The 26674-nt window shown below is 59.6% G+C and carries 22 protein-coding genes and 5 pseudogenes; 5 read left to right on the top strand and 22 right to left on the bottom strand.

Features of this window, described 5'->3' with window-relative positions; genetic code table 11:
* Positions 1-12 precede the first annotated feature (12 nt).
* The 9 genes and pseudogenes from AAHB66_RS05580 to AAHB66_RS05540 all read right to left on the bottom strand — a co-directional run bounded on the left by AAHB66_RS05580 (position 13) and on the right by AAHB66_RS05540 (position 12167).
* Positions 13-1155, bottom strand: a complete 1143-nt coding sequence (locus AAHB66_RS05580) for a Gfo/Idh/MocA family oxidoreductase (protein WP_347115466.1) — start codon at positions 1153-1155, stop codon at positions 13-15.
* A complete protein-coding gene (locus AAHB66_RS05575; protein ID WP_347115465.1) occupies positions 1148-2173 on the bottom strand; it encodes a sugar phosphate isomerase/epimerase in 1026 nt (341 codons plus the stop codon). The genes AAHB66_RS05580 and AAHB66_RS05575 overlap by 8 nt, the downstream gene beginning before the upstream one ends.
* 14 nt (positions 2174-2187) lie before the next feature.
* Positions 2188-3426 carry an MFS transporter gene (locus AAHB66_RS05570; RefSeq protein ID WP_347115464.1) on the bottom strand — a complete coding sequence of 413 codons (1239 nt, stop codon included), beginning with the start codon at positions 3424-3426 and terminating at the stop codon, positions 2188-2190.
* Between the two features lie 273 nt (positions 3427-3699).
* Positions 3700-5088 carry a phenylalanine transporter gene (pheP, locus tag AAHB66_RS05565; RefSeq protein WP_347115463.1) on the bottom strand — a complete coding sequence of 463 codons (1389 nt, stop codon included), beginning with the start codon at positions 5086-5088 and terminating at the stop codon, positions 3700-3702.
* A gap of 103 nt (positions 5089-5191) precedes the next feature.
* A pseudogene (locus AAHB66_RS05560) lies at positions 5192-7166 on the bottom strand (PhoX family phosphatase).
* Positions 7167-7285: 119 nt separating this feature from the next.
* Positions 7286-9472 (bottom strand): TonB-dependent siderophore receptor, encoded by a 2187-nt coding sequence (locus AAHB66_RS05555; protein ID WP_347115462.1) that lies wholly within the window; start codon positions 9470-9472, stop codon positions 7286-7288.
* 64 nt (positions 9473-9536) lie between these two features.
* A complete protein-coding gene (locus tag AAHB66_RS05550) occupies positions 9537-10619 on the bottom strand; it encodes a hypothetical protein (RefSeq protein ID WP_347115461.1) in 1083 nt (360 codons plus the stop codon).
* Between the two features lie 287 nt (positions 10620-10906).
* Positions 10907-11371 (bottom strand): hypothetical protein, encoded by a 465-nt coding sequence (locus AAHB66_RS05545; protein ID WP_347115460.1) that lies wholly within the window; start codon positions 11369-11371, stop codon positions 10907-10909.
* Complete coding sequence (locus AAHB66_RS05540; RefSeq protein ID WP_347115459.1) at positions 11358-12167, bottom strand: winged helix-turn-helix domain-containing protein; 810 nt, start codon at positions 12165-12167, stop codon at positions 11358-11360. Before AAHB66_RS05540 ends, AAHB66_RS05545 begins: the two co-directional genes overlap by 14 nt.
* A 549-nt stretch (positions 12168-12716) precedes the next feature.
* Here AAHB66_RS05540 and AAHB66_RS05535 point away from each other — a divergent pair.
* From AAHB66_RS05535 to AAHB66_RS05520, 4 genes are all read left to right on the top strand, one after another.
* Complete coding sequence (locus AAHB66_RS05535) at positions 12717-13157, top strand: winged helix-turn-helix domain-containing protein (RefSeq protein WP_347115458.1); 441 nt, start codon at positions 12717-12719, stop codon at positions 13155-13157.
* Positions 13158-13307: 150 nt separating this feature from the next.
* Positions 13308-15230: a methyl-accepting chemotaxis protein gene (locus AAHB66_RS05530; protein WP_347115457.1), complete on the top strand. Its 1923-nt coding sequence runs from the start codon at positions 13308-13310 to the stop codon at positions 15228-15230.
* Between the two features lie 75 nt (positions 15231-15305).
* Entirely contained in the window at positions 15306-15557 is a 252-nt protein-coding gene (locus AAHB66_RS05525) for an EAL domain-containing protein (protein ID WP_347115456.1), read from the top strand.
* Positions 15466-16152 carry an EAL domain-containing protein gene (locus tag AAHB66_RS05520; protein ID WP_347115455.1) on the top strand — a complete coding sequence of 229 codons (687 nt, stop codon included), beginning with the start codon at positions 15466-15468 and terminating at the stop codon, positions 16150-16152. Before AAHB66_RS05525 ends, AAHB66_RS05520 begins: the two co-directional genes overlap by 92 nt.
* Before the next feature lie 42 nt (positions 16153-16194).
* Here AAHB66_RS05520 and AAHB66_RS05515 read toward each other — a convergent pair.
* Positions 16195-16587 (bottom strand): annotated as a pseudogene (locus tag AAHB66_RS05515) (hypothetical protein); the annotation flags it as partial.
* Between the two features lie 558 nt (positions 16588-17145).
* Between AAHB66_RS05515 and narP the strand changes: the two are divergent.
* Entirely contained in the window at positions 17146-17790 is a 645-nt protein-coding gene (narP, locus tag AAHB66_RS05510) for a nitrate/nitrite response regulator protein NarP (RefSeq protein ID WP_347115454.1), read from the top strand.
* Between the two features lie 13 nt (positions 17791-17803).
* Here narP and AAHB66_RS05505 read toward each other — a convergent pair whose 3' ends face one another.
* The 12 genes and pseudogenes from AAHB66_RS05505 to napG all read right to left on the bottom strand — a co-directional run bounded on the left by AAHB66_RS05505 (position 17804) and on the right by napG (position 26674).
* Complete coding sequence (locus AAHB66_RS05505) at positions 17804-18841, bottom strand: cytochrome c-type biogenesis protein CcmH (RefSeq protein ID WP_347115453.1); 1038 nt, start codon at positions 18839-18841, stop codon at positions 17804-17806.
* Entirely contained in the window at positions 18838-19395 is a 558-nt protein-coding gene (gene dsbE, locus AAHB66_RS05500; protein WP_347115452.1) for a thiol:disulfide interchange protein DsbE, read from the bottom strand. The genes AAHB66_RS05505 and dsbE overlap by 4 nt, the downstream gene beginning before the upstream one ends.
* Positions 19392-21324: pseudogene (locus AAHB66_RS05495) on the bottom strand (heme lyase CcmF/NrfE family subunit). The gene dsbE and the pseudogene AAHB66_RS05495 overlap by 4 nt, the downstream one beginning before the upstream one ends.
* Positions 21321-21800: a cytochrome c maturation protein CcmE gene (gene ccmE / locus AAHB66_RS05490; RefSeq protein ID WP_347115451.1), complete on the bottom strand. Its 480-nt coding sequence runs from the start codon at positions 21798-21800 to the stop codon at positions 21321-21323. The pseudogene AAHB66_RS05495 and the gene ccmE overlap by 4 nt, the downstream one beginning before the upstream one ends.
* The gene (ccmD, locus tag AAHB66_RS05485; protein ID WP_347115450.1) at positions 21797-22006 is read right to left on the bottom strand and encodes a heme exporter protein CcmD; all 210 of its coding nucleotides are present in this window, start codon (positions 22004-22006) and stop codon (positions 21797-21799) included. Before ccmD ends, ccmE begins: the two co-directional genes overlap by 4 nt.
* On the bottom strand, positions 22003-22740 hold the full coding sequence (locus tag AAHB66_RS05480; RefSeq protein WP_347115449.1) for a heme ABC transporter permease: 738 nt from the start codon (positions 22738-22740) through the stop codon (positions 22003-22005). The genes ccmD and AAHB66_RS05480 overlap by 4 nt, the downstream gene beginning before the upstream one ends.
* Positions 22741-22780: 40 nt before the next feature.
* Complete coding sequence (gene ccmB, locus AAHB66_RS05475) at positions 22781-23443, bottom strand: heme exporter protein CcmB (protein WP_347116426.1); 663 nt, start codon at positions 23441-23443, stop codon at positions 22781-22783.
* Positions 23437-24054: a cytochrome c biogenesis heme-transporting ATPase CcmA gene (gene ccmA / locus AAHB66_RS05470; RefSeq protein WP_347115448.1), complete on the bottom strand. Its 618-nt coding sequence runs from the start codon at positions 24052-24054 to the stop codon at positions 23437-23439. The genes ccmB and ccmA overlap by 7 nt, the downstream gene beginning before the upstream one ends.
* Before the next feature lie 14 nt (positions 24055-24068).
* Complete coding sequence (gene napC, locus AAHB66_RS05465) at positions 24069-24671, bottom strand: cytochrome c-type protein NapC (protein ID WP_347115447.1); 603 nt, start codon at positions 24669-24671, stop codon at positions 24069-24071.
* Between the two features lie 9 nt (positions 24672-24680).
* Positions 24681-25131: pseudogene (gene napB / locus AAHB66_RS05460) on the bottom strand (nitrate reductase cytochrome c-type subunit).
* Entirely contained in the window at positions 25128-25991 is an 864-nt protein-coding gene (gene napH / locus AAHB66_RS05455) for a quinol dehydrogenase ferredoxin subunit NapH (RefSeq protein ID WP_347115446.1), read from the bottom strand. Before napH ends, napB begins: the two are co-directional and overlap by 4 nt.
* Positions 25978-26674, bottom strand: a pseudogene (gene napG, locus AAHB66_RS05450) (ferredoxin-type protein NapG). Before napG ends, napH begins: the two are co-directional and overlap by 14 nt.

Below are 26674 nucleotides of genomic sequence, written 5' to 3'. Positions count from 1 at the left end.
CCGGGCAAGCGGTTACTGCGCGACGCTGACCCAGCGCTGCTGCTGATGGCTTTTCACTATCGCGTCAATGATATACATCACGTTCGCCCCGTCATGGAAGGTGGCAAACAGCGGTTTTTCCGGCATGGCCCCCGCCTGCACCGCGCGATAAAACTGCGCCATCATGTTCTTAAAGGCGTCCGGCCAGCCCTCGATGTGGCCGCCCGGGAAGTGGGCGCTGTCGGCCACGTCGCGGTTCATCAGGCAAGGATCGTCCGTCAGGATCTGATTGGCCTGTGCGCGATGGCCGACCCACAGCTGCTGGGGCACCTCCTGATCCCAGGCCACCGAGCCTTCGCTGCCGTTGACCTCAAGGCTGAGGCGGTTTTTGCGCCCGGCGCTCACCTGCGAGACGGTAAAGCTGCCTTTGCTGCCATCGTCGAAGCGGAACAGCACCGAGCCAAAATCCTCGGTGGTGACGGGTTTATCTTCATAAACCGCGTCGCCCGCCTGGCTGAAGGTCTGGTTCCCGGCCATGTTGGCCTTGCGGGTCGGCCAGACTATCGACAGATCGGCCATCACCCCGGTGATGCGCCGCCCGGTCAGGAACTGGATAGTGTCGCACCAGTGGGAACCGATATCCGCTACTGCCCGGGATGCCCCGCCGAGCGTCGCGTCGACCCGCCAGTTGTAGTCGGTTTCCAGCAGCATCCAGTCCTGCAGATAGCTACCGTGGGCGGCAAACAGCCGTCCGAGCGAGCCGGCTTCCACCATGCTCGCCGCCTGGCGCACCATCGCAAACTGGCGATAGACAAAGCTCACACCGTGCACCACCCCCGCCTGCTCCGCCAGGGCCACCAGCTCCCGCGCCTCGTCCGGGGTCATGCACAGCGGTTTTTCAGAGAAGACATGCTTTCCGGCGCGCAGGATCTGGCGGTTGATCTCAGCATGCAGATGGTTGGGCGTGCAGTTGTGCACCACGTGTAGACCCGGGTGCGCCAGCAGTTCGTCCACGCTGCCGTAAGCGTGGGGAATGTTCAGCGCCCGGGCTTTCTCCTGCGCCTGGGCCAGCGAGCCGTCACACAGGGCGACGACCTGCACAAAGCCGAGACGGCGCAGGGCTTCGATGTGCGCCGGGCCGATAAAACCGCTGCCGATAATGCCGACGTTAATCATGAAGTTCTCCCGCGGCGAAATCGTCAAACGCCCGATCGGAAACCGGAATAATATGGCGGGAGATAAACTCGCGCCCTTCCCGCGCCCCGGTGTCGCCGTCTTTCAGGCAACATTCCCACTCCAGCACCGCCCAGCCGTCATAGTCGTACTGGGTCAGCTTGCTGAAAATACCCTTAAAGTCGATCTGCCCGTCGCCCGGGGAGCGGAAGCGCCCGGCGCGGTTGATCCAGCTCTGATACCCGCCATACACCCCGCTGCGCCCGTTCGGGCGGTACTCGGCATCCTTGACGTGAAACGCCTTGATGCGGGTGTGGTAGTGGTCGATAAAGGTCAGGTAATCCATCTGCTGTAACAGCAGGTGGCTTGGATCGTAGAGAATATTGCAGCGCGGATGGTTGTCCACCAGCGCCAGAAAACGCTCGAAGGTGACGCCATCGTGCAGATCTTCACCCGGATGGATCTCATAGCAGAGGTTCACCCCCTGCTCGTCGAAGGCATCCAGAATCGGCCGCCAGCGGCGGGCCAGCTCGCTGAACGCCTCCTGGAAACGCGCCTCGTTATGCGGCGGCCAGGGGTACATAAACGGCCAGGCCAGCGATCCCGAGAAGGTAGCGTGGGCGGTTAACCCGAGCCGGGCCGAGGCCACCGCCGCCTTTGTGACGATATCGGTAGCCCACGCCTGGCGGGCGGCCGCGTTGCCGCGCACCGCCTGCGGAGCGAAGTTATCGAACGCCTCGTCGTACGCCGGGTTAACGGCGATCAGCTGCCCCTCCAGATGGGTGGAGAGCTCGCTGATGACCAGCCCGTGATTCGCCAGCTTACCGCTAATTTCGTCGCAGTAGGTCTGGCTCTCTGCCGCCAGCTCCACGTCAAAAATTGCCTTATGATTGCAGGGAATTTGCAGCGCTTTGTAGCCCTTTTCCGCTGCCCAGCCTGCCAGCCCGTCGAGGGTGTTAAACGGCGGTTGCCCGCCGATAAACTGCGACAGAAAAATTCCCGGGCCTTTAATCGTCCTCATACCACCTCCAGAAATTACGCCTTGTCATCTTCATATTTGAACGAGACAAGGAAAACGAGTGCAATCACAGCAGCAGCCACCGCCGGGATCCACCAGAATGTTACCCACGCCTCGGGCACGGGTTGCCCGGCCACCAGACGGTTGTAGAGCGCGCCGGAAATCTGCGAGCCCAGCAGCATGCCGATACCGTAAGTGAACATCACGATCATGCTCTGCGCCTGGCCTTTTACCTTGTCGCCCGCCACGCGGTCGGTGTAGATAAAGCCCACCACAAAGAAGAAGTCATAGCAGACGCCGTGCAGCAGGATGCCGAGGTACAGCAGGAAACGCCCCTCTTCGCTTACGCCGAGGGCAAACATCGCATAACGCACGAACCACGCCAGCATGCCGATCAGCAACATGTACTTCACGCCCAGGCGGCGGAACAGCAGCGGGATCACCAGCATGAAGAAGATTTCGGACATCTGGCCGAAGGACATGGCGGTACTGACGTCGGCAATACCCGCATCCGCCAGATAGGAGGCGGTGTAGGCGTAGTAGGTGCCCAGCGGGACCGAGATCAGCATCGCGCACAGGCAAAAGATAAAGAAGTGACGGGTTTTCAGCAGCGCGAAGGCGTCGGCGCAGAAGAGATCGCGCATCTTCACCGGCATCCCTTTGGCCGGAGCCGGCGTGTGTGGCAGGGTCAGGCTATAGAGCGCCAGCAGGACGGAGCTGGCCGCCGCGACATGGAAGATGGTGACGCTGGAGGCCACGCCGGTGACGCCGATAAAGATCCCGGCCACAATCCAGCCGATGGTGCCAAACACGCGGACCACCGGGAAGGTCTTGTCGACGTTCGCCAGGCTGTGGAAGGCGATGTTGTTGGTCAACGCCAGGGTCGGCATGTAGCAGAGCGTGTAGCCAAACAGCAGGCCAATCAGCAGCGCACCGTTTTCCGCGATTAAGGCACCCGGCACGAACCACAGGATCGCCGCCCCGGCCAGGTGCATTACCGCCATCACCTTTTGCGAGGCGAAGAAGCGGTCCACCAGCATGCCGAGGACAAACGGCGACAGAATTGAGGCAATCGGCCCGGCGGAGAACGCATCCCCAATCAGCAATGACATGTTGTGCTGGGTCATCACCAGACCGAGGGTTACCGACCAGCTACCCCAGATAAAAAATTGCAGGAACATCATCAGCGACAGGCGCGGCACCAGCATTCGGTGCTGCCCTATCACCTTTCCACTACTTTCAGTTGTTGACACCATGATCAGCCCCACCCTTAAAAAGTAATCGATTACAAAACCGTATCACATGAAAAGTAATCGATTACAAAACAAAGATCCTGCGGATCGATTAAGAAGTGGGAGGGGGGGTCACGATAAAGATGAGGATGGGTGCGGAGAGGTGCCGGGTGGCGCTGCGCTTACCCGGCCTACGGTTCTGCTGTGTGCTCGCATTTCTGCCGGGTGGCGCTTCGCTTACCCGGCCTACGGTTTTGTAGGCCCGTGCAAGCGCAGCGCCGCCGGGCAAAAGGCGCACTACTTCTTGCGGGAGAGCTTAAACGCCACAAACAGGAACACGACCCAAACCGGGAGCAGGATTGCTGAGGTGCGCATGCCGTCCATGGTGCACATCAGCACCAGGATCATCGCCAGGAAGGCGATACAGATATAGTTCCCCGCCGGGTAGAGCAGCGCCTTGAACTGAGTCTCGCGCCCTTTGCGGCGCATCGCCGCGCGGAAACGCAGGTGCGCCAGGCAGATCATGATCCAGTTCAGCAGCAGAGTCGCGACCACCAGCGCCATCAGCAGGCCAAAGGCTTCGTGTGGCAGCAGGTAGTTGACCAGCACCACCAGCGAGGTGATGGCCCCGGAGAGCAGCAGCGAGTTGACCGGTACGCCGCGACGGCTGACGCGGGTTAAAAACTTCGGCGCGTTGCCCTGCACCGAGAGGCCAAACAGCATCCGGCTGTTGGAGTAGACGCCGCTGTTATAGACCGACAGCGAGGCCACCAGAATCACAAAGTTGAGCGCCGATGCCACCACGTTGCTGTTCAGATCGTGGAAAATCATCACAAACGGGCTGCTGTCGGACTTCACTTCCACCCACGGATAGAGCGCCAGCAGTACCACCAGCGAACCGATATAGAACAGCAGAATACGGTACACCACCTGGTTGACCGCTTTCGGGATACTTTTATGCGGATCCTGGGCTTCGGCGGCGGTAATGCCGATCAGCTCCAGCCCGCCAAAGGAGAACATGATCACCGCCAGGGAGAGCACCAGCCCTTTCCAGCCGGTGGCGAGGAAGCCGCCGTGCTGCCAGAGGTTGTCGATGGTCGCCCGCTCGCCGCCGTGTCCGGAGAAGAGCAGCCACAGGCCAAAGCCGATCATACCGACGATCGCCAGTACCTTGATTAAGGCGAACCAGAACTCGGTCTCCCCGTACAGGCGCACGTTCACCAGGTTAACGGCGTTAATGATGATGAAGAACACCGCCGCCCAGATCCAGGTCGGCACGTCCGGCAGCCAGTACTGCATATAGATGCCCGCGGCGGTCAGCTCCGCCATGCCCACCAGCACGAACATTACCCAGTAGTTCCAGCCGGAGAGGAAGCCAGCAAACGGGCCCCAGTATTTGTAGGCAAAATGGGCAAAGGAGCCGGAGACCGGCTCTTCCACCACCATCTCGCCGAGCTGGCGCATGATCAGAAAAGCGATAATACCCGCGATGGCATAACCCAGCAGCACCGCGGGGCCGGCCATCTGAATGGCGGGGCCTATGCCGAGGAACAGCCCGGTGCCGATAGCGCCACCGAGAGCGATAAGTTGAATATGGCGGTTCTGTAAACCACGGTGGAGCGTCGGTGTCTGTTCCGACGCGGCTTCAGCAACACTTTTATCTGAAGCGGATGAGGCGTTTCTCACGGCCTGGCCCTGTCTCTTTTTATGGAAGGGGCACCTTTTAACACTTCAGGCAGACGGGAGCAAGTTAAACGCCGGGCAACGGTTGCTGCCCGGCGGGAGGCGATCACGAACCGATAATGCCGCCGTCCGCTCTGGTGATGACCACCGTCGAGGCGCGGGGACGTCCCTGCGGATTGTTGTCCGGCCAGTTAGAAACGGCGCGCGGGTTTGCCGGGTCGGTAATGTCATCCCCGCCCTCGCCAGGATGCTGAATATTAATAAACAGCGTGCGGTTGTCCGGGGTGAACGCAATGCCGGTGATTTCGCACCCGCGCGGGCCCGTCAGGAAGCGGCGATACTCGTTGGTGCCCGGAATGGTTGCCACCATCTGGTTATTGCCCATCCCCTCATACGCTTTCTTGTTAATGGTGCTCGAGGAGACGTCGGTCTGGATCCAGAGCACGCCCTGATGGTCAAACGACAGGCCGTCCGGGCTGCCAAATTCGGCGCCCTTCATGCTTCCCTTCGCCTTTTCATCCGCGGTGTCCGTTCGCCCGGCCAGCACCAGGATGTCCCACTTGAAGCGTAACGCGGCAGGATCGCCGCCCTCTTCGTGCCAGTGCATAATGTGGCCGAACGCGTTGTTTGCCCGCGGGTTGGCGGCATCCACCGGCGCTTTGCCCTCTTTGCCGCGATCGCTGTTGTTGGTCAGGGTGCAGTAAACGCTGCCGCCGTTATGCGGATCGACCGCAATCCACTCCGGACGATCCATCTTCGTCGCCCCCACGGCATCCGCCGCCAGACGGGTTTTAATCAGCAGATCGCCCTGGCTTTCGAACCCGTTGCTTTTATCCAGGCCGTTCTGGCCAAACACCAGCGGCAGCCACTCGCCGGAGCCGTCGTCGTTGAATCTGGCGACGTAGAGCGTGCCGGCGGTCAGCAGCTGCAGGTTGGCTTCGCGATCCGCCGGACTGTATTTATTGTCGGAAACAAATTTGTAGATGTACTCAAACTTCTGGTCGTCGCCCATATAGGTGACCACGCGCTTATCGGCTGCCAGGGTGACGGCGGCGCCTTCATGCTTGAAGCGCCCCAGCGCGGTGTGTTTGCGCGGCGTGGAGTCGGGATTGTAGGGATCGATCTCGACCACCCAGCCAAAGCGATTCGGCTCGTTAGGCGTTTTATCCACGCTGAACCTGTCGTCCACTTCGCTCCAGCGGTAGGACTCATCGCTATCGCTGATGCCGTAGCGCTTTTCCAGCGCGTTACGCTCGCCTTTCTTGACGAAAATATCCGACCAGTTCTCTTCGCAGGTGAGGTAGGTTCCCCAGGGGGGTATAACCGTTGGCGCAGTTTTGCATGGTGCCGAGCACCCGCTCGCCCTGAGGATCGGCGGCGGTTTTCATTAACGTCTGCTGACGCGACGGGCCGGTGAGTTGCATCGGGGTGTTCACCGTGATGCGGCGGGCAAAGCCGGAGGGGCGCACCACTTCCCAGTCGCTGCCGTTCTTTTTCACTTCGATAATCGACACGCCCATGGCGTTCTGGCCTTTACGCGCCTTGTCCAGGCTCCAGCTGGCGGTGCCGTCGCTAAAGAGCATGCCGTTGTCGATATATTCGTGGTTCATCGCCAGCAGACCGTGGCCGGGATTATTCTCCCCTTGCGGCAGGCTAAACCACGCCATGCCGTCATGGTGCATGCCCGCCTGCGCCGCCTGCTCGTCTGCCGTGTTGCTGGCGTCATATTTGAATGCCGGCATATTCCCCTTGATGCCGGTGGCGTCACCCCAGCGGTAGAAAGGCCGCGCGATGTAGCCCTCGGGCACCCTGACCGTATCCTCCGTTGAGACCGGAATGCTGGTAAAGCCGAGCGCGACCGCTTTGCTCAGGGCTGACGGCTGGGAAACCGCGGCCAGGGCGTTTTCAGGTTTGAGTAAAAAAGGGAAAGAGGCGGCGGCACCGGCAACGGCACCCATCTGCAGGAAACGGCGGCGGGAGAGGAACATCTCCGCCACGCTGGAAAATACCGGGTTAGCGCTGGGATTGCTGACATCGTCGCGATGTTCTTTTTTGAATACGGACTTAAGAGGTTTACCCACGATGGCTTCCTTTCTTTAGGCTAAGAAATGACAAAGTGGGAACACTATAAGAACAATTGATTACATTTTTATAACAGTCGGAAGGTGGGGCATCCCTGCCCCGATAACGAGGGTCGAACTCAGAACTCGTAGCCGACGGAGACCTTAAAGGTGCGCGGCTCACCCTGGAACAGGTAGGTGCCGCCGTCGTCCACGCTTGACCAGTAGTTCTCGTCGGTGACGTTTTCAATTCCGGCGCGAACGGTCATCTGATTCTGGTCATTGTTGACCGCGAAGCGGTAACGCATGCCCAGATCCAGGGTGGTGTAGCTGTCCAGCTTTTTGCTGTTGGCCAGATCCGCATACTGAGAACCGGAGTGGTTCACGCGGGCGGTGGCGGTCAGGCCGTCGACGGGCTTGATGTCATACTCCGCGCCCAGCACGCCGTAGAACGACGGAACGCCAATGGCGTCGTTGCCCTGGTTCACTCCGTTGTTGGTTTTGGTCAGCTCCGCCTGCAGCCAGGTGGCGCTGGCGTTCAGACGCAGGCCCAGCATCGGCTCGCCAAAGACGTTCAGCTCAACGCCGCGGTTACGCTGTTCGGCATCCAGACCGTAATATTTGGTCTGGCTGTCGAGAATGGCGGACGGCATTTTGATCTCAAACAGCGCCAGCGAGCCGCCGACGCGACCGAAATCGGCCTTCACGCCCACTTCGTTCTGCTTAGAGTGGACGATGCCGGTGCTCTGCCCATAGTTGGTGGCGGTGTTAGGCGCGGTTTTACCCGGCTGCAGCGCCTCGGTGTGGTTGGCATACAGTGAGATCTCGTTCCACGGCTTGTAGACCACGCCATAGGTCGGCATCCAGCGGTCGCCGTCGAAGCTGTCGCCGGCGTTTTCCATCCCGGTCACTTTGTTATAGCCGCGGATCACCACCTTCTGATGACGGGCCCCGACGGTGAACAGCAGTTTGTCATCCAGCACGCCGAGGGTGTCGCTCAGCAGCCAGCCCTGGGTGCGGGTACGGCCGCTGGTCAGCGGATCGCTGTAGTTGCCGCCTGCGCCATTGGAGTTGGTGCTCGGCGGCGCATCCACGCCGGTGTTGTGGTAGATGTTGGTCACCGGGTTATCCTTCGCCGCCGACATTTTCCACGCAATTTTCTCGTTTTTGGTCATCGCCGAGTAGCCGACGTTGACCTTGTGGGTCACAAAACCGGTGGCAAAGTTGCCGCGAATACCCGCCATGCCGCTGACAGAATCGCTGATGCGGTTGGTATCCAGGCGGGACGCGGTGGCTTTGCCGCTCTTATCGACCAGCTTCGCGCCGCTGTAGAGCCCCTCTTCATGGGCGTGCTGGGCACCGAGACCGGTATAGGCGGTCCAGCTGTCGGTAATGTCGTACTCGCTGCGCCACATGCCGAATTCGTTTTCGATATTGCTGTAGGCCCATTTCTGGGAGTAGTTGCGATCGTTCTTCGGCGGTTCTGGCACGAAGTTCACGCCAGCCACGTTGACCCCGGTCTCCGAGCCGTGGAAGGTTTTCTTCTGATAGCCCAGGTCCACGGAGCTGCGGAAGTTGTCGCCCGCATAGTCGAGACCGGTGGAGAGCAGCGTGGTGCGGCGGCGGTCGTTCGCCACCGGCGCTTCGCCTTCACGGTGCACCACGTTAACGCGGGCGCCAAACTGGTCGCTGTCGCCGAAGCGACGCCCGGCATCGAGGGTGGTGCCAATCTGCGAATCCGAGGTGTAGTCCACGCCCACTTTCGCCTGCGGCGTTGCGCCCGCATGTTTTGGCTCAAGGTTGATCATCCCGCCGACGCCAGAGCTGGCCGCGCCGTTCATCAGGGAGTTAGCGCCTTTGAAAATCTCAATGCGGTCGACCATCTGCGCATCGACCACCTGACGCGGCAGCACGCCGGAGAGGCCGCCGAAGGTCATGTCATCCCCGTCGAACTTCAGGCCGCGAATGCGGTAGCTCTCCGCGCTGTTGCCGTAACCCTGCACGGACTGGACGCCCGCATCGTTAGCCACCACGTCGGCAATGGTGTGCGCCTGCTGATCTTCCACCAGCTTAGAGGTGTAGCTGATGATGTTAAACGGCACGTCCATGGCATTTTGCTGACCGAGCATCCCCATGCGTCCGCCGTTTGCCACCTGCCCGTCAAGGAAGGCTGGCACCAGCTGGTCGCCGCCGGGTTTAAAGTCGCTGGCAGCAGACTGGACCACGATGGTCTCTTCCTTTTTATCGTCCGCCGCCATGGCGGAATGGGCGATCGCACCAATGGCGAGGGCCAGCAGCGTTTTGTTCATTTTTCTGGTGTGGTTCATGATTAGCTCGTTCAAAGTTCGCGCAAAATGACCCGTTGCCGGGCCTTAATTGTTATGAGAAAGATTATTTCAGGGCGATACGCACAACGCTGTCCGGCCCGTTGGTGGAGTGGTCTTTGTTAAAGGCCTGCTTCACGGTGACGTACAGCGTCTGGCCGTCCGCCGACAGCAGCAGGCTGTTCGGGTTCGGCGGCAGATCCCAGCTCTGCTTCACGGCATAGGTGGTGGCATCCAGGCTCAGCAGCTTGCCGCTCTCGCGCTGGGTGATGTAGAGCTCGTTGCGTTCAGGGTTGAACTTCACCGCCAGCGAGTCGCCCACGTCGAGCTGTTTGATCACTTCACCGGTATGGATATCCAGCACCAGCGTGGTTTTGGCTTTAGAGTTGTCGGTGACAAACAGGCGGCCGGTCGCGGTATCTTCCGCCAGATTAAGCAGCAGCGCCGGTTTGTCGCCGAGCGGCTTCCAGCGTTTCTCGATGCGGTTGCTCTTAGGATCCAGCACCAGGATCTCCCCGCCGCCATTGGCCACGTAAATGCGCTGGGTTTGCTCAGACCACATCAGGCCGGTGACCCACTGCCCCGCGTTCTGGATCGTTTTTTTCAGCTTCAGCGTCCTGGCATCCACCACCCAGATCACCGCTGGATCGGCCACGCCGCCAATGTACAGCACGTCGTTATGAAGCAGCACCTGACGCGCGCCGTACGGGTAGCCCTCTTTGTTGCGCTCGGTAAACAGCAGGCGTTTTTTAACCTTGCCGTCGGCGGTGCTGATGGCGCTGATCCCGCCGTCCAGCGAGTTGGTGGCATAGAGGGTCTGACCGTCCTCAGAGAGTGCGAGGGCGAAGTTTTTCAGGTCGGTATGGCTACGGCCGAGGGTTTTCAGGGTCGTCGGATCGAGCTTGTACACCACCCCACCCTGCACATCCTTGAAGCCTTCCGAGCTGGCAACGTACAGCGCATCGCCTTTGGGGTTGAGGACCATTTCGTACAGGCCGTCAGCGAGATCGCGTTTGACGACGTTAGTCTGCGCCGGGGCAGCAGGTTTCGGGGCATCAGCAGCGGGCGCGGTTGTCGCGGTGTTTTGAGCGGCGCAGCCGCTGAGTGAGACAGCCACCATCAGCGCCAGGGCGGACAATTTTTTTGACATCAGGAACATCCTTTACCGTGCAAATCGAATTTGAGGTGGACGCCTGTGTCGCTTATGTTTTGCGATTAGGATTGTGATTTCGGGCCATCAGGCCAGTGCAGCGTCCACCGTTAACACTCAGTGTTCCGTGTGAGATCTGCACTCACTGTTGATGCGGGAAAGTCCCTACGCGCCCGCAAACACTAAAGAGAATGAGAACTATACTCATTATCTATCTGTAATCAAGTGTAAACAGAGGCAACAAAGTCAAAAAGGGGTGTCAAAACAACCCCCAGGGTGGCGCGGGATTACCCTTTCGTACAGTACATTACCGGCGCATTGCTGTAGGTAAAATAATAGCTGTCAGCATTGGCAGGAAGAATATTTAATCTTATTCCCCGCTCCCGGTGCTGAAAGAAATCCGGGACATAGGCGAGATAGTGTAAATGTTTCTTCGGCAGGACATTGGTTTGATTAGAGACCAGAATCACTTCGCCCTCTTCACGCCAGTAGGTAAATCCCACCTTATTACTGATCGCCACCGGCGGTTTATTCTCTTCGATATACTCCCCGGAAGCGTCATAGCTTCCGACGCCATCCTTAAAGGTAAAACTCATTATTATGTCGATTACCGCACGCTGTTCCACAATAGTGGTGTGAGTTTCGCAGCTAAAATTATTGCGCTGATAATGCAGATACCCGGCAACAAGCAGCGGGGAGACTGCCCCCAGAAAAATAATCCCCCAGCGCAACGCCTGCTTATTCATTGTCATAATATGGCTGCCTGTAAAAAATAGACTCACAGCGCGCCTCACGATTATCCGGCGCGCGGTCGCAAATTATCACCGATATGCCTAACTGCGCCCGGTTCAGGGTCATGTAGGCTATTTTCCCGGTTTTACAACTCAGCGGAAAACGCTGTGACAACGAGGCCCACATTCTTTGGCTTTTCTCTGTTTCGCGCCATGAGGAATAGACCTCACAGCCATCAATCGTACCAATGGGGTGATAACCCATAAAGACCGGTTCCGCAGGTGTCAACTGAGAATAAAGTACGCCGCAGGAGAGTAAAAAAAGCGCCGCTGCCAGCCAGTAAAGCATGGAGGATCGCCAGAAACGAGGTGCGCGCTGCGTCACTGGGGGCGGAGTTTCAGGTTGGGCTATTTCGGAGGATACATCGGCCAAAACAGGCGCTGAAACTGTTTTATTCTGCTCAACAAACTCCGCCAGGGTACCCACCCGCAGCTGAGCGACAGATTTAAACCCCGCTTTTGGGATAGTGATGATGACGTTCTCTTCCAGCCCGGCAGATTTCAGTGCTTTTCTGATCGAGGCGATGGTCTGGTAGAGCGCGTTGGTGGTCACGACGGCGCCCTGTTTCTCCCATACCGCGGCAAACAGGTAGCGCTGGGTCAGCACCTGCTCATTCTGTTCAAGGAGTTGAAGCAGGCACTCACTCACTGGCCCGTGCAGGATGACCGCGCGTGATGGGTAGTCAGCAAGCGAGCACAGGCGGCGGGCATCCGGCTCAAAGAGGACGGTTTCGTTAATCAGAAAAACAGGTTTCATTTCATGCCCACTGGCTCATTTTAAAATAGACAACGCTGATCAAATTTCTGATTCAGATTTTTTAGATTATTTATCAACAGGCTAGTTGTCAAAAAAACCCCTGCCGTAGCGGAAAACGTGGCGACAGCCCACCCCCTGATTCAGTATAAATCATTTAACTTCACTCCTCTTTTTTCGTCATTCATCGCATTCTGAGTGCACAGAAAAACGGTGTGCGGATCGGCAAACGCCATGCCCTCACGAATCAGTGCAAAATGCTAAGGTGACGCTTAAATACACCATATCCTCTTGATGCATGGCCTCATCACGCAAAATCAGGATAAAAGCAAAACCACAGCAAAACAGGCAGCGTTTAAGACCAAAAATAGTGTTTACGGCAACGAAAGCACTACACCCGAAGGATTCTCAACCGCTTTCATATAGCGCACCGGGGTGTGTATTGGAAAGCATTCATAGCAGCCATATAATCCCCCACATAAATGGTGTGGGCTTATGTTCGGCGTGCAGGTCGGGATCGGTATTTTATTTAATTATCCAGGTATGAAATAAATGGGCTATCGACTCTATGGATTTATGATCGGTGATGAGATTCACTTCGATATTTCTAATCGCAGGCTGTATCGGCTCACCGGTAGCCAGACCGATAAAAGTATAGCGTTTGCATCAATCTATTTTAATGAAACCATGCTCAGGCTTTTTCTCTATCTGCTGGAGCATGGTCGCCGCAGCGCGATCAGTAAAGAAGAGCTGTTCGATAAAATATGGGAGGAGAATAACTTATCGCCTTCCTCACAGCGGCTGTGGCAAGTATTAAACAACCTGAATAAAAAGCTGGGTCTGCTGGGGCTGCCCGCAGACTTTATCCGCAACATAAAGGGTCGCGGCTACATGATTAATTATCAGGATGTGATACCAGTATATTACAGGATGAGTGAACTCCCGCCTCAGCCTGGCAATACAAGGGAGAAACCAGATAGTCTGAGTGAGTGATGTCAACCCAGGCATTCGCCCTGAGCAATAATGCGAGGGGCTTTTTTTTTAGATTTTGAAAACCAACACCAGGGAATTTTATCCCCGCTAATGATGGCAAAAATAGCATAAAAACACTTTTTATCGGCATGCACCGATAGTGGAAGACCTATGAGCATAATCAATCGCTTTATGAATTTAAAAGTCGGCCGAAAATTATTTCTCGGCTTTTCGGTACTGCTGATTCTGACCCTGGCGATCCTCGCCTCCGGCCTGCTGGGGCTGAATAATATTCAGGACAAAGTCACGAAGAATGGCGTCACCACCAACCTGTTCAATGCCCTCTCCACAGTGCGTCTGAACCGGACTAATTTCCAGTACACGCTGGATCAGAAGTACCTGGATAATGTGAACGCTGCCACCGCCAGGATGCAGGACACCCTCGCCACGCTGAATACCTTTAGCTGGACGCCGGACGGCAAAGCGTCGCTGGACAGCACCGCAGCCGCGGTGAACAGCTATATCGAGACGCTGGTGCCTTTTACCCGGGCCTTGTCTGAAAAGAAAATCAGCGAGCAAAAGATCTCCTCTCAGGTGCTGAACGACAACGCCGAACTCGTTGCCGGAATGAGCCGGGACGCCGCGCAATCGCCTGAAACCGAGTTGCTGACGGCGCAGGTGGCGTTTGCCATGAGTGATATTGACTCTCAGGTGACGGCCTACCGGCAGCATCCGACCCCGGAGATGGAGAAGATGATCCAGAGTCGTCTGGAGGCAGGTAAACACAATATTACCCAGCTTATCTCGCTCATGCCGGAAGCCCAGAAGCCTATGCTGCAGGCGGCACTGGACAACATGCACAATATTGAAGGTGAGCTGGAACATTACCGCGCCATCTGGACGGAGCAATCCAACCTGTCCACCGCCTTAACCGGCAAAGCGCTCAACCTGACCAACGCCATCCAGGCGATGTACGACAGACAGCAGAAAAAAGTGGATGAAACCGTCAGCAGCGTGCAGATGCAGATGCCGACCGTAGCTGCAATCGGCATCGTGTTGGCCGTACTGCTGGCACTGGGTATCACCCATTCCATTACCCGTCCGCTTATCGAAACCCTGCGCGTGGCCGAGCTGATTGCCAAAGGCGATCTCACCGCGACTCTCAGCAGCAACCGCCGCGACGAGCCGGGTATGTTGATGAATGCCGTGGCGACCATGAATGAGAACCTGAAAAACATCATTCATGACGTGCGTAACGGCGTGGATAGCGTGGCACGTTCGGCCTCCGAAATTGCCGCCGGTAATATGGATCTGTCGTCGCGTACCGAGCAGCAGTCTGCCGCGGTGGTCGAAACCGCAGCCAGTATGGAAGAGCTGACCTCCACCGTGGCGCTGAACGCCGAGAACGCCAAACACGCGCGCACGCTGGCCCAGGAAGCCTCGGTGAATGCTACCGAAGGAAGCCAGATTGCGCAGAAAGTGATCGACACCATGAAGAACGTGCGTCAAAGCTCGCACCGTATCTCTGAGATCACCACGGTTATTAACAGTATTGCCTTCCAGACCAACATCCTGGCACTCAACGCTGCCGTAGAAGCCGCGCGCGCCGGGGATCAGGGCAAAGGCTTTGCGGTGGTCGCCGCCGAGGTACGCACCCTGGCCCAGCGCAGCGCCCAGTCCGCGAAGGAGATTGAAAACCTGATCGGCGAGTCGGTGGAGTTTGTCGACACTGGCTATAACCTGGTGGAAGGGGCTGGCGACGCCATGTCTCGCATCGAAGGCTCTGTCGCCCAGGTTCGCGACATCATGAGCGAAATTGCGGCAGCAACCGATGAGCAAAGCCGCGGCATCTCGCAAATCGCGCAGGCGATGGCTGAGATGGACACCACTACCCAGCAGAACGCCGCCCTGGTGGAGGAGTCCTCTGCCGCCGCCAGTTCGCTGGAGGATCAGGCCGTCCAGCTGGAGAAAGTTGTAGCCGTCTTTAAAGTCTCAGACTCCTCCCCGTCGCGGGCCGTTGCCGCCCGGACCGTCATGCCAGCCACGGTCAAAAAATCCGCGGCACAAGATTCGGGCGACTGGGTGCAGTTTTAATACCAGACGAGTGATCTAGCCCCGTCAGGCAGCCGGTTTTGCGGTTGCCTGACCCAAGCCGCGATGAAACTGACCATGATTAACGTACACACACTGCGGGCCAGCCTGAATGCCAGGTTCGCCCGCTACTTTTCAGGACGGTTTAGCGCCTCAGTCAACGCGCTACGCACGGCGATTGCACAGCGGCAGATTGTGCCCTTCTATCAGCCCTTTATGAATGCCAGCACCGGCCAGATTGCCGGAATCGAAGTGCTGGCCCGCTGGCGTCATCCGCTGTACGGCGCGGTGTCCCCCCGATGCCTTTATTCCGCTGGCGGAACAGCATGACCTGATCGTTCCCCTCACCCACCTGCTGATGCAGCAGGTGATTGCCGATCTGCAGGATCAGATCCACCGTTTCCCCGTAGGGACCTATATCTGTATCAACATCAGCGCGCAAAACTGTCTCGATCCCGGTTTTGCATGTGATACCCGCGACATGCTGAGTAAATTCACTGCCAATCAGAGCCACGTGGTGGTAGAGATCACCGAGCGGCATCCGCTGCATTTTACGCCGCAATTAAGTAACTGGTTTGCCGCGCTGCGCGAGGCCAATATTTCAGTGGCGCTGGATGACTTTGGCACCGGCTATTCGAATCTGTCGTATATCTCGGCCCTGAATCCGGAGTTCATTAAGATTGATAAGCTGTTTGTCAGCCAGATTGGCGTGAGTGAGGATACGCGGCTGGTGGACAGCGTGATCGAACTGGCGAAAAACATGCACCTGAAGATCATTGCTGAAGGGGTGGAGACCCAGGCGCAGGCAGACTATTTACGCCGTAAGCACATCGATTTTATGCAGGGGTACTTTTTCTATAAGCCGTTACCGGCCAGTGAGCTGATCCACCAGATGATTGCCCGGGATCGGGCGCTCGCCAGCTGATACTTTCAATACCGGCGTTGGGCTGTCCGAAAGCGCCGCCATCCCCAGCGCCGACGATATTCCGTTCGCGATCGTCTCATCGGAAAACGGCACGTTCCCATTCTCCTGATGAATAATGGCCTTGCTCAGCGCGGTTAAGATTGCGGGTGAGGCCACATCCAGCCGGGTGGTCGGTGAGACACCGAGGGCCTGACTGACGTTCTGAATGTACGCGGTGGTATTGTTATTATCCTGCGGCGGCGCCCAGCGGTTAATAATTTTACTGATGGTATCCAGCCCGCGCCGCTGGTAGGCAAGCAGGTTTACGCCAAGGGCGCGGATCCCGTGTTCCGGTGAAGCAAAGGTGGCGAACCGGCCGTCGGTGCCGTTCTGTCCCTGCCAGGTGAAGGCCCAGCTGGCCTCCAGATTGCCGGGATTGTTATTGCGGATCCCACGGATGCCTCCGGGGGGCGACCACGCGGGCCCGGAGCGGCTGTTTCGGTACTGAGGTAAGCGGTTCATCAGTGCAAGTTGATTTTCACGCCAGCCTTCGAGGCTGGCGTACTGCCCCAACTGTTCAAAGGAGGCGGGCGTGGCGGCAACTGCTGCCTGGCGGCGATCGGCGGATTGCGATGAGTGTGTTACTGGCTGGGCGACGATCGGCTGCGAAGCGTTAGTGACCTGCTGAAAGGAGGCGGGTACGCTGGTCTGCGTCATCCCGGCAGAGGACGTCTGCGCCGATAGCGAAGCCACCTGCTGCGGGCTGCTAACCTGCTGCTGTTCATAGTAATGCGCAATACCGGACATCATTCCCTCTTCATACTCACCCGACATCCGCGCGGGCGCTGCCGGCGCGTTCGTCGGTATTATACAGATGCGGGTCAGGGTAGCGAGCGTCAGACAAATCTTAGTGAGAAAGGGCTCAAGTCTCAGGCCGATACCCGGTGCAAAACCGCAGCCTGGGGCATACACTATCGCCATAAAAACCCACACAGTATACAGGGACAGAGGAGTATGGCAGAAGTAACGCCTTTTCAGGTACTTATCGTGGACGATCATCCACTGATGCGCAGGGGCATTCGTCAGCTGTTGGCGCTGAACAGCGACTTTCAGGTGGTGGCCGAAGCGGGCGATGGGGAGAGCGCCGTCGGCCTGGCGAACCGTCTTGAGCCGGATGTGATCCTGCTGGACCTCAACATGAAAGGCATGAGCGGGCTCGATACTCTCAATGCGCTGCGTCGGCACGACATTACCGCGCAGATCATCATCCTGACCGCCTCAGATTCCACCAGCGATATCGCTACCCTGATCAATGCCGGTGCCGACGGTTATCTGCTGAAAGACAGCGATCCGGAAGAGTTACTGGAGGACATTCTGCGAGGAGCCAGAGGCGGGAAAACCTTCAGCAAGCACGTCAGCGAATATCTGCGGGAGCGGGATACCTCCGGCGTGACCGCCGATCCGTTAAGCGTCCTGACTGAGCGCGAGCTGGACGTACTCCACGAGCTGGCGCAGGGGCTGTCGAATAAACAGATCGCCGCGGCGCTTAACATTGCCGAGCAGACGGTGAAAGTGCATATTCGCAACCTGCTGCGCAAGCTGAACCTGCGCTCGCGGGTGGCGGCCACCATTCTGTTCCTGCAGACGCGCGGCCTGTAACCGGGCCGGAGCGCTATTTCCCCTCTGCCCTCGCCTGCTGGATACTGCGCTCAATCACCGAACGGCGGGTATCACTGGCAGGAAGTAGCTTCAGCATCCTCTCCCAGGCCGCAATCGCCTCACTGAATCTCTGCTGCTCAAAGGCATTGAACGCAAACATGCTCAGGACGCGCACGTTGGCACGATCGCTTTTCACCAGCTGGCGCAGCAGCTCCCCGCCCAGACGGTTATCATCCGGATCGGTCGAGCGCGTCAGGGCTTCAGCGTAGCCTAAGGCGGCATCGCTATTGTCGGGCGCGCGTCGGTAAGCGTTGGCGTACGCCTCCGTTGCCGTCCTGGCATTGCCCAGCGCCATCCCGATACGGCCCAGCATGATCCAGCCTTCGACATTCCCGGCATCGCTTTGCAAACGGGTGCGAAGCCCGAGCGCCAGACGCGCCAGCTCCTCTTCATTCAGCGGCTGCGCCTGCGGATTTAATGCCCGCTCCAGCAGGACCGGCGTCTGGGCCGTCGCCTGCTGCCAGACCTTCACCTGCGGATAGTGCCCGGTCTGCCAGTAGCTCCCCGCCCCGATCGCCAGCGCGATCGCTACCCCAGGCGCATAAAGTCCTATGCCCGCGCGTTTGCCCTGCGGCACGTCGCTGTCGGTCACCTTCTCCTGCATCAGCCGCACCCGATGACGTGAGCGGGCATAAATCACCCAGCCCCCCGCGCCAATGGCGGCCAGCGGCAGGAGCCACAGCAGAATGGTCAGCGGGGTCAAAGGCGGATCGTAGGTGACGAAACTGCCGTAGCGCGCCACCATATACTCCACGATCTCTTTATTGCTTTTCCCCTCCTGTATCAGGGCGTAGACCTTATACCGCAGGTCGACGGCAATCATGGAATTGGAATCCGCGATGCTGTTGTTCTGGCATTTTGGGCAGCGCAGCTGCTCCGTCAGCTGGCGGAACTGCTGCTCCTGGGCTTCATCCTTAAAGGGCATCACGTCAATGGTGGCCAGCGCCGACCCGGCGACTACCAGCATCAGCATGGCCAGTAAAAATCTCATTGTGCGGCCTCCTTGCTGTAGCGATCCCACAGCGGTTTGATCTCACTCTGCCAGACCTGGGCGGTCAGCGCCCCCGCATGGCGATAGCGAACGATCCCTTTTCCGTCGATCAGGAAGGTTTCGGGCGCGCCGTAGACCCCCAGATCCAGCCCCAGCATGCCGTCGCCATCAAACAGGCTCAGCGCGTACGGGTTGCCGAGTTCGTTCAGCCAGGCGGTGGCTTTCTGGCGATCGTCTTTGTAGTTCATGCCCACCACCCGGATCCCCTGCGCGGATAGCTGGTTCAGGTACTGATGCTCGGCCCGACAGGTCGGGCACCAGGTCGCCCAGACGTTGAGCAGCACCGGTTTGCCCTGGGTCAGGACGTCGGCCTGATAATACTGGCCGGGGTTATCGAGCGACTCCAGACGGAAGCCAGGCACCGGTTTGCCGATCAGGGCCGACTCCAGCGTCGTCGGATCGTCGCCCTCAGCGTTGCGCGCCAGCTGCCACAGCAGAGCCGCCGCAATCAGCAGAAAAATAACGAAGGGCACTAACAGGATGTTGCGCTTCATACGGCCTCCGATGCCTTGTTGTGCCTGCGGTAGCGCGGATCGCCCAGGCACAGCAGCCCGCCCAGCGCCATCAGTAATCCCCCGGCCCAGATCCAGCGGACAAAAGGTTTGTAATAGAGACGCACGGCCCAGGCGCCATTATCCAGCTCCTCCCCGAGAGCGGCATACAGGTCGCGGGTGATGCCGCCATCAATCGCCGCTTCGGTCATCATGGAACGGGCGCTGTTGTAGAAGCGTTTTTCCGCCTGCAACACTGCTTCGACTTTACCGTTGCGCGTCACGCCAATCGTCGCCACGCCGCCCCGGTAGTTCGGCCCGGTAATGTCTTTTACGTCGCGGAAGGTGAAGCGATAATCATGAATTTCAATGCTATCCCCCGCCTTCATGCGCACGTCCCGCTCGACGCTGTAGTTCTGGCTGAAGGCGATCCCGACGAGGGTGACCGCCAGCCCGAGGTGCCCGGCGACCATCCCGCCATAGCTGAGGGTCAGCTTCGCCCCACGGGAGACGCGCAGCGCCACTTCGGCCAGCGCCAGCACAAAGACCCAACATGCCATCGCCAGCCCGACCACCGTCATGGCGACAATCCGGTTGCCGAACAACCATGGCAGCAGCAGTGAGAGCGCGAGGGTGCTCACCAGGGCGATCGCCAGCAGACCGCGGAGCTTACGCGGCCTGTCGCGGCCCCAGCGCACCAGCGGCCCGATCCCCACCAGCAGCGCAAAGGGCGCCATCAGCCAGCTGAACATCGTATTGAAGAACGGCTCTCCAATGGAAATACTGCCCAGCCCCAGCTGCTTATGCACCAGCGGCAGCAGGGTGCCCAGCAGCACCACCAGCATGGCGGTGAGCAGCAGAACGTTGTTGCCGAGCAGCAGCGATTCGCGGGACCAGAGGGCATTGTTCACCCGGGAGCGCACCCTGTGCCCGCGGGTGGCAAACAGCAGCAGCGAGCCGCCGATCACCAGCACCATAAAGGCGAGGATAAACATCCCGCGCGCCGGATCGGAGGCGAAGGCATGCACCGAGACCAGCACCCCGGAGCGCACAAGGAAGGTGCCCAGCAGGCACAGGGAAAAGGCGCAGATGGAGAGCAGCAGCGACCAGGCTTTGAAACTGGCGCGCTGCTCGGAGACCGCCAGGGAGTGCATCAGGGCGGTGCCCACCAGCCACGGCATAAACGAGGCGTTCTCGACCGGATCCCAGAACCACCAGCCGCCCCAGCCCAGCTCGTAATAGGCCCACGCGGAGCCGAGCACGATCCCCAGGGTAAGGCAGACCCACGCCGCCAGTGTCCAGGGGGCGGGCAAAGCGGGCAAAGGTGCTGTCCAGACGCCCGCTCAGCAGGGCGGCGATGGCAAAAGCAAAGGCCACCGAGAAGCCGACGTAGCCCATATAGAGCAGCGGCGGATGCAGGATCAGGCCCGGATCCTGCAGGAGCGGATTGAGGTCGCGCCCCTCAATCGGGAAGTCCGGAAGGGTGCGGGCAAAAGGGTTGGAGGTGAAGAGAATAAACAGCAGGAAGCCGACGCTGACCATCCCCATCACCGCCAGCACGCGCGCCACGATCTCCAACGGCATCCGCTGGCTGCACAGCGCCACGGCGAAGGTCCAGCCGCTCATGAGCAGCACCCACAGCAGCAAAGAGCCCTCGTGGGCACCCCAGGTAGCCGCCACGCGATACCAGACCGGCAGCTGGGTGTTGGAGTTGCTGGCGACATAAGTCACCGAAAAGTCATTCACCACGAAGGCATGGATCAGCACGATAAACGCGCCCATCACCAGCATAAACAGCAGCCAGGCGAACAGCCTGGCCGAGGCCATCATCTGCCGATCGCCCCGCGCCACGCCCCACAGCGGGTAGAGAGAGAGCAGGAGCGCCACGCCCAGGGCCAGACACAGCAGGGCGTTACCGAGTTCAGGCATCATGATGCGTTATCCCTGTAGACGCTCGCCGGACGGCGGTGATTCTCCTCCATCGCCTTTTTCACTTCCGGCGGGGTGTAGTTTTCATCATGTTTGGCCAGCACCTCTTTGGCCTGGACATGATTTCCCGCGCCCAGCTCCCCCTGCACCACCACGCCCTGCCCTTCGCGGAACAGATCCGGCAGGATACCTTCGTAGGTGACATCTACCTCCCCTTCGGCATCGTAGATGCTGAAGTTAACCTTCAGGGAGTGGGGGTCGCGCTTAACGCTGCCGGGCAGCACCATCCCACCCACGCGCAGGCGCTGGCCCACCTCGGGCAGCTGCTGCGTTTCGCGCTTGCCGTAGAGGATCTCCCCCGGGGTATAGAACAGGTCGATACTGGAGCGCAGGGCATAGAGCACCAGGGTGATGGTCAGGGCCAGCCCCGCCAGCACGGCGCAGGCGACCCACAAACGGTTTTTACGTCGGAGATTCATACGGCCTCCCGTGCCTGAGCGGCACGCAGGCGGGTTTCCCGCGCCCGCTGCTGGGCGATATCGCGCAGGATGGCGCGATGCTGCATGACGGTATGCGCCACCAGTACCGCCAGCGGGATAAGGGTCATCGCCACCGCCAGCCAGACGTAAAAGGCGTACCCGCCCATGGCAAAAAAATCACTCCAGGATGCAAATGCGCTGTTCACCGGCGGCCTCCTTTTAACATCAGTTCACCCACCCACGGGCGACGTTTTTCCATCAACAAAATCAGGTTCCGCATCCGCATCATCGTCAGCGTGATGAACAGCAGCAGCGTGCCGATAATCGCCAGCCGCAGCGGCATACGCATCGCCGGATCGATACTTTGCTGCATATTGGTAGAGCCCTGATGCAGGGTGTTCCACCACTCCACCGAGTAGTGAATAATCGGCAGGTTCACCACGCCGATCAGCACCAGAATCCCGGCGGCGCGTCCGGCCAGGCGGCGGTCATCAAAGGCGTGCCACAGGGCAATAACGCCGACGTAGAGAAATAGCAGCACCAGCTCGGAGGTCAGACGCGCGTCCCAGACCCACCAGGTGCCCCACATCGGTTTGCCCCACGCCGAGCCGGTCACCAGCGCAATAAAGGTCAATACCGCCCCGACGGGCGCCATCGCCGCCAGGGCCAGATTGGCCATTTTCAGCTGCCAGACCAGGCCGATAAAGGCCGCCACCGCCATCCCGGCGTAGATCCCCATCGACCAGATAGCGGCCGGGACGTGCAGATAGATAATGCGGTAGCTCTCTCCCTGCTGATAATCCGCAGGCGCGAAGCCAAAACCCCAGATCCAGCCCGCGGCCAGCACCAGCGTGCTGGCAATCGCCAGCCAGGGGATGAAGTACCCGCAGATCTGATAGAGCCGCGGCGGGATCGCCAGTTGATGAAGTGTTTTCCACATAATTCAGTTACCAGATTCAGACAAACGAATGAATACCGCGCTACTGCACGCTGATGCGTAGCGCAGCCGCCGTCGCGAACGGGCTTAACGTTGCGCTGCCAGCCAGCAGCGCGCCCAGAATAGCCATGTACCCCTCAACAGGGAGGCGCATGGAAGCCGCATCCATCGCGGCGGTAGCAAAAATCAGTAACGGGATGGTTAACGGCAGCACCAGTACGCTCAGCAGCACCCCGCCGCGCCTGAGCCCTACCGTTAATCCCACCCCCGGCGCGCCGAGAAAGCCCAGCGTCGGCGTGCCCAGCAGCAGCGTCAGGGCCATGATTTTCCAGCCGTAAAGGTCCATGCCGAGCAGGAGCGCAATCACCGGGGAGAGGATCAGCAGCGGCAGTCCGGTCACCATCCAGTGCGCCATCACTTTCGCCAGCACTACCGCCGGGAGCGGCAGAGGCAGCAGCATCAGCTGTTCGAGACTGCCGTCCTGCAGATCGTCACGAAACAGGCGCTCCAGGGCCAGCAGCGAGGCGAGCAGCGCGGCGACCCAGATAATGCCGGGGGCGATGCGCGCCAGCAGCTGCGGCTCCGGGCCAAGGCTCAGGGGGAAAAGGGTGATAACGATCAGGAAAAACCACAGCGGATTAGCGATCTCCGCGCTGTGGCGGAAGGCCACCCGCAGCTCGAGGCGGAAGATGCGCCACATCATGATGCTGCCCTCAGCGCGATACGGCGGATTTTGTCGCTCGCCACGTTCAGCGGCTGGTGGGTGGTCATGATCACCATCCCGCCCCGGGCGGTGTGGTCGGCCATGCGCCGGGTCAGGCGGTCAACGCCGTTCACGTCGATGGCGGTAAAGGGTTCGTCGAGGATCCAGAGGGTGGCGTGGGTCAGCCAGAGACGCGCCAGCGCCACGCGGCGCTGCTGACCGGCGGAGAGCTGGTTGACGGGAAGGTCTTCGTAGCCGGCGAGCCCGGCCTGCGCCAGCGCTTCCAGGCACCGGGCGGTATCGCCGTGGTGATGGAAAAAACGCAGGTTCTCCAGCGCCGTCAGCCGGGTTTTGATCCCCGGCTGGTGGCCAATCCACAGTAGATTCTGATGATAGCTGTCGCGCACCCGATGCAGGGGCTCAGCCTGCCAGCAGACCTCCCCGGCATCGGGGCGCGCCAGGCCGGTGAGCAGCCGCAGCAGGGTGGTTTTCCCCGCGCCGTTGCCCCCGACGATCTGGATCCACTCCCCGGCGTTCACGTCGAAGGAGAGATCGCTGAACAGTATTCTGTCATCCCGCTCGCAGAGCAGTCCTTTGGCTTCAAGTCGGCCCACGCATCAACATCCTGTTAAAAGCCTGGTTTGACGTCGCGCATATCCGGGAGCTTGTGCGCAATCCCTTTATGGCAGTCAATACAGGTCTGTCCGTCCTTCACCGCCTGGTCGTGCATTTTCGCCGCGACCCCTTTCTGGGCGGTGAGATCCATAAACTCGAAGTTGTGGCAGTTACGACACTCCTGGGAGTTGTTCTCTTTCATCCGCCGCCACTCGTTTTGCGCCATGGTCAGACGGTGGGCTTCAAATTTTTGCGGCGTATCGATAAGACCAAAGGCTTTGGCGTACAGCTCCTTGCTGGCCTGAATCTTACGGATCATCTTCGGCACAAACTCGTGCGGCACATGGCAGTCAGGACAGGTGGCACGCACCCCGCTGCGGTTGTTGTAGTGCACGGATTCCATATACTCCTGGTAGACCGTATTACGCATTTCGTGGCAGCCGATGCAGAACTCCTCGGTGTTGGCCTTTTCCATCCCGGTATTGAAACCGCCCCAGAAAATAATGCCGCCGACAAAACCGATTAACAGCAGCGTGCCCAGCGCCAGACGGCTGGGGCGACGCCACCAGTGCCAGAGGCGCTTAATCCAGCCAGGCTTACGGGTAGACTTTTCCATCGTGACCTCTTATTTTCCGTAACCTTTCGAGGGGGGTGAAGGTGTTCTCCACAATCGGCGCGGCGTCAGACTGCGGCACGTGACACTGCAGACAGAAGTAGCGACGCGGCGCCACTTCGGCCCCGACGTTGCCGTTGCTGTCCATAAAGTGGGTCGGGCTGATGCGCGGTGCGCCGGTGGTGCGATAGCTCTCCACGCCGTGACACTGCAGGCAGCGGTTGGTGTTGGTGGTGACCTGATAGCCGTCCACGCTGTGCGGGATCATCGGCGGCTGGTTAACATAGTTCAGCGGCATCCGGCCCTGCTCTTTCTGGATGCGGATCGCCCCTTCCTGGGTGCCGGAGACTTCCGGCGACTGACTGAGATCCACGCCATTTGCGGCCCAAACCGCGCCGCTCACCACCAGGGCAAGCCCGGCCATCCATTGACATAGCGCCTTCTTCAGGTCATGGCTTTTCATTGTTTCGCTCCCGAACTCCATCGCATAGTTATTGTAAAAACATCCTCAGAACAAACATCGACACAGCGACCGCAGACCAGACAGTCGCGGCTGGTCACCTGCACCGGGCTTTGCTCATCCAGCACCGGAGCACGCAGCACATGCGGTTCCGGGCAAACATGAAAACAGTCCATACAGCGGTTACAGCGGTGGCGATCGTGCGCGACCACCGTCAACACGCCTTTGCTTCCCAGCACGCCGTACAGGGCGCCTGTCGGGCAGAGATGCCCGCACCAGCCGTGTTCGACGACCAGTAAATCAAATAAAAACAGGGCGATAATCAGCAGCGCGCCGCTGCCGAATCCCATCACCAGGCTCCGCCCCATCAGCGAAACCGGATTGATCCACTCCCACAGCAGCGTGCCGGTCAGCGCACAACCCACCAGCACCATTCCCAGCAGGACGTACCGGGTATGGCGCGGAATCGCCGCGGACTGATTCAGGTCAAACCGCCTGCGCAAGCGGCTGGCAAAATCCGTCACCGGGTTCAGCGGACAGACCCAGCCGCAGAACAGCCGTTTCCCGGCCAGGGCGTACAGCAGGGTGATGATCACCGCTCCGGTCAGCGCCAGCGCGGCGGGCAGATGGCCGCTGGCGAGGCTTTGCAGGGCCATCAGCGGATCTGTCAGCGGCACCCTGTCCAGCAGCAGGCTGCTGCTGTAGTTGCCGTGCAGGATCCACACCCCCAGCCAGGGCCCGCTGAGGAACATCCCCAGAATGGCAAACTGGCTGAGGCGGCGCAGAACCAGCCAGCGGTGGCTGCGCCACCAGCCCTTTTTCGCCCGCGCTTCCTGCCCGGCATCGCGCTTACGGTTTGCCATCGTTGCCCTCCAGCCAGCCGAAGCGGTAGTGATGGCCCAGCTCCCCTTTCGCCAGCGACAGCGGCAGGACCTTGATCGCCGGTTGCTCCAGGACGCAGACCTTCTCGCATTTGCCACAGCCGGTGCAGGCGTTGCTGTGCACGGTGGGCAGAAAGCGCGCGTGCTTGCCGGTGCGCAGATTGCGATCCAGCTCGAGGGTGATGGCCTCGTCGATCTTCGGGCAGTCGCGGTAGCACACGTCGCAGCGCAACCCCTGAAAGTTGAGGCAGTTTTCCTGATCCAGCAGCACCGCCAGCCCCATGCGGGCATCGTCAATCGTGGCGATGTCGCGATCCAGCGCGCCGCTCGGGCAGACCCGGGCGCAGGGAATGTCCTCGCACATTTCGCAGGGGATATCGCGGGCGACAAAGTAAGGCGTTCCGGCCGACAGCCCCGAGGCCAGCGTCGCCAGCTTCAGGGTGTCGTAGGGACAGGCCTGCACGCACTGGCCACAGCGCACGCAGGCCCGGGCAAAAGCCTCTTCGCCCAAGGCCCCGGGCGGGCGCAGCCGCACGCCGGTGGCGCGGGCGGTGTGCTGCTGGAGTCCCAGCGCGACGCCCACGGCGGCCAGCCCCCCCCGCGGTGCGCATCACATCGCGCAGGAAGCGGCGGCGGCCGTTACGGGGTGTCGCCGAGCGGGACAT

It is taken from the genome of Leclercia sp. S52 (genome assembly GCF_039727615.1).
In the GTDB taxonomy this organism is placed as follows: domain Bacteria; phylum Pseudomonadota; class Gammaproteobacteria; order Enterobacterales; family Enterobacteriaceae; genus Enterobacter; species Enterobacter adecarboxylatus_B.
The sequence above is the reverse complement of the archived record's forward strand: the minus strand, read 5'-3'. Positions and strand labels throughout refer to the sequence as shown.